The following is a 5,588-nucleotide window of genomic DNA, read 5'->3' as shown; positions in this document are numbered from 1 at the left end:
CTTTGCAATGTCGATTCCTATCGTTGTAATTTCCATCTGGGCGGTTCCTTTCAGAGCTGGTTCAAACACCAGCACTTTGGCACATTGCGATGCCGGTGGGTGGAACCGTCCACCCCATCAAGTTGTTTGCTACGGCGTGCAGCTAGTCATAGGTTGTGTTGTCAGGCGGTCATGTCGAGAGCTGTCGCGTTGCCCTTAAATCTGAAACACGACGCGTTCGGAGATATTTTTTGCCCTTAATTATGAAATTCGACTGCCATCGCGCCTATGCTTTTCGCGCGCTGCCGGGCGATGTGATCGACCGCGGCAAGCAGACGTGGCTCCTTATCGAAGGCCCGCAATAGAGCAACCCTTGCATAGTCGTCGATGCAGGAGCTTGAGATGGCCGCTTTGACCAGTGGACGGGATTGGGCTGCATCAATTGCAGCAAGGCCAAACAGCCTTACTTCCGGCCTGTGGCCCTGAAGAGCGTATAACGGATCTCCGCGGAAGGCCTTTAATGATACGGCAAAGGTGACCGCGCGCATTGCGCGCCGAAGTTGCTTGGGGCTACGTAATCGCGCGGCATATTCAAGCCGCGCGGCGCCGTTGCGCGCACGATTTATCAGCTTTTTGGGCATCTGTTCGCCACTGAGCTTGCCGAGCGTCGGCACAAGTCTCGTCCCGCAAACCTGGCAGTCGAATGCCCAAGCTCGCCTCCAATGCTTGAGCGAAAGGCCCTCTCTGGAGCATTGCAGGCAATGCTGGAATGGCATCTGGGCCGTCAGCGAGGCTTCCAGTGTCGTCATTGCTGGAAAGGTCAAAGATCGCACAACATCTGGATCAACCCGTGCGGCGTTGGCAATCTTCGCCGCCGCAGCCGCGTCGACGCTGAAGTTCAAGGCGGTGCCATGCGCGGTATCGATTTTGATATGAGCCAACAATTCCGCGTCATCGCAGTAGTTGGCCGCCGCCAGCCGAGATAACCAACCTGACAACAACTCGTCTGGCAGCGGCGCGACAGTTTTTGGCAGCGGGTGCGGCTTCACACCCCGGACTTCTCGAGCCGCCGATTGGCGTTCGCATGGCGCGACCAAACCGGCGTCCATTTTGCGATTGCGTCATCGGTGATGCATTCATCACCTGTGACAATGGCGTCGATGGAAAGATCCTTGATCAGGGCGAAGATGCGCGAGGTCACCCCGCCGGTCAGCGCAAGTATCTGCTTTAGTGACTTGACCTTCAGATTGGATTTCTTCTCGAGGGGCATTGCCGCGATGAGTGTCTGGATCATGTCTGAGAAATCGGCGTCGTCGCGCCAGTTTGGCAGGTGATGTTCGTCCAGCCGCCTGGCAAGCTGGATATCCCCACGGATGGCATCGACGGCCTCGCTGACCCCGAGGCAGACCAGCGACACTTCGAGTTCATTGCTGAGATACCGCAGAACATTGAGAAAGCGGCGCTGTTCGCGGTGGGTCCCGGCCAAGAGGTTGTGGACCTCGTCGATCATGATCATCCGCAGGCCAAGATCGCGCAAAAGCGCGACGACACGGACTTCGAGGGAGGCTACATTTTGAGCGCGGGCGCTCAGTGCCGTCGCGGGCGCGCCGACGGCGGCCAAGATGTGCAGGTAGAACCGCCGTTCGTCAGGTGCGGGCGGCGCTTGCAACAGCAAGAGCGGCGTTCGCGTAATTCCCGATGCTGGGTCATGTTCCGGTGCATATCTGCGCGACAGGTTGCGGGCGATCATCGTCTTGCCGATCCCGGACGCGCCATGCACAAGAAGGCCAGGCATACGGGATTGCCTTGGCGCTTCGATCATACCCTGCAAACGGTCCAGAACTTGTTCGGCCCGCGGAAAGCCAATCCAGATATCCGATTGAATGAGGGCGATCCGACCGTCTTCCTCTGTTGTCCCTGCCCTCAATTCACCATCTCTCCACTTTGAACAATGGGCGCGATGTATCACCCGTGTCGATCGCGCGCAGCCCTTCGGTTTTCGAGACAGCCGAGTTGGTGCCCTCCAATGTCCCTTTTCTTTCACGGAATCGGCGTTCGGCCTTCGTCAGGCCCCGGCTTTCAAACTCAATCTGGCGTTGCTGTCGGATCAGCTCAGACAGGACCAGCTCATTGGACCCGGATTTGCCAAGGGCACGGGCCTTCCTCATGGCTTCGCGAAATTCCCAGAGCGGCACGGGCGGAATTTCCAAGTTTCTGTAACGCGCCTCAACATATCGGCCATCGTCCAATTCGACCCAGATCATTGAGATATCGCGAGGGTCGTAGCGAACGACCACCTTCCCATCCCCGCGCCCAATGTGGCCTGCAAGCGCATCCGACCAGTACCGTATCTGGAACAGATGGATGCCGTCACGCCTGACCTTGCGCAGTTCGCTCGGCAAGAAGCTTACCCGAAAGGCTTCCATCTCGAAGGGGATGTCGCCCATCATTTGCTCTGAGAGCACCTCCCATTTGGCGACGGGCGTACAGCCAAGACTTGAATGAATGCTGTTGTTGTAGCGGCAGATTTCCAGGGCAAACCAGCGATCAAATTCGCCTAAAGTCATCGCGGCCATGCCTTCGGCATCGTAGTCGCCCTTGGCCACGACCGAGGATTGCGTTGTTCCAGGCAACAGGTGCACGGCCCCCATCATCGTGCCGATCAATCGTTCGATGTGCCCTCCGAAATGAGGACTGCCAGGCGGCCGATAGACCAGATCGATCCCCCATTCCGCACATGCCGACCGAAAGGCATGAGACCGGAAATCGCGCCCGTTATCGACGTGGATGCTATGTGGTTTACCCTGCGCGGGCCAAGGAACATTGCACACCAATTCCGCCAGAAGTTCCGCCTTTGGGGCCACAGCCTGTGTCAGGCAAAGCGCCACCGACAGACGCGAAGGAGCCTCGAGAGAGGTGTAATATCCGGTAACCATCCGCGTTGCGACGTCGATCGCCAGCGTGACCCAAGGCCGCCCAATTGGTTGGCGTTCAAAACTGTCGACGAGAATGATGTCCGCAGGCGTATGGTCGATTTGCACGACCTCCAGTGGGCGGTTTGCCTTGTTGTCGCCTACGACCGGCGCAAATTTCTGGCGGGCCGCCTTTGCGCCTTCGCGTGCCTTGGCAATTTCGCGGGCATCCATTGCATCCAGCCTGCGCTGAACCGTCCGACGTGTCGGCGGTTGCAAGCCCTGCTGCCAGCACGCGCTTCGGATTTCTGTCACGATGCGCGACAGGCTTGGGCGTTCCCGCCGCAAGAAATAACGGCGAAGATGTTCTTCGATCACCGCTTCCACCTTGCCGGATATCAAGGTTGTACCAGTCGGGCGGCCCCGTTTCCGAGAAGCCAGCGCGCTGGACCGCCCACCCTCTTCGGCCAGACGCTTTATCCAGCGCCAGATAGTCGCCCTGCTGACACCAAGCTCCCAAACGGCGTCATTGATGCCACTTTCCAGACTGCCAGTTCCTTTGAGGTATGCCTGAACAAGCGGACGCAGAACGGCCGCCCTGCGCGCCTCCTCAGCACCAGCGGCAACGGAGTCTTCGCGATCATCATCCATCAATATTTGCCACACGAAGCTGCGAACCCTGTCTCAGGTTTAAGGGTAAAAGTATCGGAATTAAAGACAAAATCTCATATTTAAGGGCAAAGGGTGACCGTTGATTTCGTTGAATTTCCTATCTCACAATTAAAGGCTACGCGACAGCCGCCGATCCCGAAACCTGCAATCATGCTGAGAACGGGCACGCCCAATTCATGAGCCCCGTACCCCAGGATCAGGACGCCGCCGATAAAGCCGATGATCTGCCCCACCAACCGGATAAAGCTGTCATCGAGACTTCGATTGGTGCGCCTGGGGTCCACTATGACGGTTTCGAAGAACGCTCTGGATATGGCCCAGAAAGCCCATGTGGCGGCGAAGAAAAACACCACAACAAGGCAGTCTTGAATCAGATCGAAGAAGCGTCCAGTGGTGTTTACCTGAAACGAAAACACGTACCCAAGCCAGAGCATTGCAACCATGATGGCAATCGGGCTCAGTATTCTGAGACGGACAACGTTGACCGGGTCGCTTGTAAGCGTCACGACCAGTAATCGGTGCCAAATGCGCAGGACAACGGCTGTTGCGCCTGAAAACAAGATAACAAAAAAGATCTTCCAGATTGGGGTGTCGAAAACCGAGTGCCTCAAAAAACCTGGCAGTTTCGCAATTCGGGCGTTCGGTATCCATGGACCGGTAAGCTGACGGTTCATATCGCCCCAGGATATTATAGGAAGAGATGACCGAAGCGGAAGCGTTCTCAAGCCTGCAGAAAACCGGGCCGCGCTGCTGACCGTTTCCGAAGAAAACAGGTACTCTCCGGCACGGTCACCTTCCGTTATTTCAACGAGGCGCAAGGGTGTGCCGGGCAGACGAAATCCGTTGGTGGGTTGATCATCAAGGTCGTCAGGCCCGGGAAGGGCCGCAGCGTCGATGGCTTTGACCCGCCCAAGGATATCCAAAAGGGAAAACGCCGTTTCCGTCCCGATCTCCCGGCGAGTGACCAAAGGCACTTGGGACAGATCGATCAGCGCCCTGATCTGGTCGATCACAAACGCAATCCGAACTGCGTTCGTTGTGTTCTGTTGCTGCCAGTATGCGCCCAACGAGGTTTCGAGGTCGTCGCGCAAGTTGTATAGTGACTGCAAAGTACTGCGCGGGCTTTCCGTGCGGACCGGCGTAATCTCGGCGGTTTCGATCCCCTCAAGCGTCGGATCTGACTCGCTGGCTACGATTCCCTGGTTCGCCACCTGTGCTACGACCTGAGACGCACAAAATAGCGAGACTGAAGCCACAAGCAGAAATCTGAAAAACGCCATGTCTTCTTCCTTTGGCCGCACGGATATTGCCAGTGCCCTTCGCACAGCTGTCGGGCGTAAAACCATAGCGAATTGGGCTTGGCCCGCAACTCGGACAGTCGGCCGAATTTGCCTAACGTTCGCTGTCAGAATAAGCGGTCATTTCCGTTGCTTGCGCATTCTGGAGCATCCGCGATACGCACCCGCGCAGTGATCTGTGGTGGATAATTCAATCGATATCCAAGCTTGTTCCTGTATGGGTCGATATCCAAGCCTGTTCCGGTTTGAGTTTATAGCTCCAGGGCAGGCCTGCATTTCGCCAACCATTCAACGAGCGAACCCCTTGGTCATCTTTGTCGCCTTCGAACCCTTCCACCAGGTTCCAGACATTTGTATAGCCTGCCTTGACCAGCGCCTTGGCGGCCATGGCTGACCGGCCCCCGGATCGACACATGACAAAAATCGTTCCATCTTTGCCGATACCTTCGCGCGAAATGATACGTTCCGCCTGCGAGATAAAGTCTTTGTTCGGAACGATATTATACCCGCCCCTTTTAGCGTCAAATTCGTAGGTGAAAAAAGCAATAGGAACATTAGCGTCAATCGACGTTGGATGACCAATCAAATTAACTTTCCACCTAATGGATCGAAGCCACCGGCTTCTAGCCGGTCCGCTTCAGCGAATCTTTCTCTGATCTTCTCTCCTGAATTTTGAAACCCGCTGTGGCGGTATGGTTTCAAAATTCAGGAGAGAAGATCATGCGTT

The 5,588-nt window shown here is 56.3% G+C and carries 5 protein-coding genes; all 5 read right to left on the bottom strand.

Going from position 1 to position 5,588, the window contains the following annotated elements:
* Positions 1–236: 236 nt before the first annotated feature.
* Entirely contained in the window at positions 237–1,088 is an 852-nt protein-coding gene (locus tag LC354_RS26045) for a TniQ family protein (RefSeq protein WP_223428876.1), read from the bottom strand.
* The gene (locus LC354_RS26040) at positions 1,025–1,906 is read right to left on the bottom strand and encodes a TniB family NTP-binding protein (RefSeq protein WP_223428875.1); all 882 of its coding nucleotides are present in this window, start codon (positions 1,904–1,906) and stop codon (positions 1,025–1,027) included. The genes LC354_RS26045 and LC354_RS26040 overlap by 64 nt, the downstream gene beginning before the upstream one ends.
* Before the next feature lies 1 nt (position 1,907).
* A complete protein-coding gene (locus LC354_RS26035) occupies positions 1,908–3,542 on the bottom strand; it encodes a Mu transposase C-terminal domain-containing protein (RefSeq protein WP_223428874.1) in 1,635 nt (544 codons plus the stop codon).
* Positions 3,543–3,622: 80 nt separating this feature from the next.
* Positions 3,623–4,843 (bottom strand): mechanosensitive ion channel family protein, encoded by a 1,221-nt coding sequence (locus tag LC354_RS26030; RefSeq protein ID WP_223428873.1) that lies wholly within the window; start codon positions 4,841–4,843, stop codon positions 3,623–3,625.
* A gap of 208 nt (positions 4,844–5,051) precedes the next feature.
* The gene (locus LC354_RS26025; RefSeq protein WP_223428872.1) at positions 5,052–5,447 is read right to left on the bottom strand and encodes a rhodanese-like domain-containing protein; all 396 of its coding nucleotides are present in this window, start codon (positions 5,445–5,447) and stop codon (positions 5,052–5,054) included.
* Positions 5,448–5,588: the final 141 nt, after the last annotated feature.

Origin of the sequence: Tateyamaria pelophila, from assembly GCF_019966495.1 — a bacterium.
Lineage (GTDB): Bacteria > Pseudomonadota > Alphaproteobacteria > Rhodobacterales > Rhodobacteraceae > Tateyamaria > Tateyamaria pelophila.
This window is presented reverse-complemented; position numbering and strand designations above follow the sequence as displayed.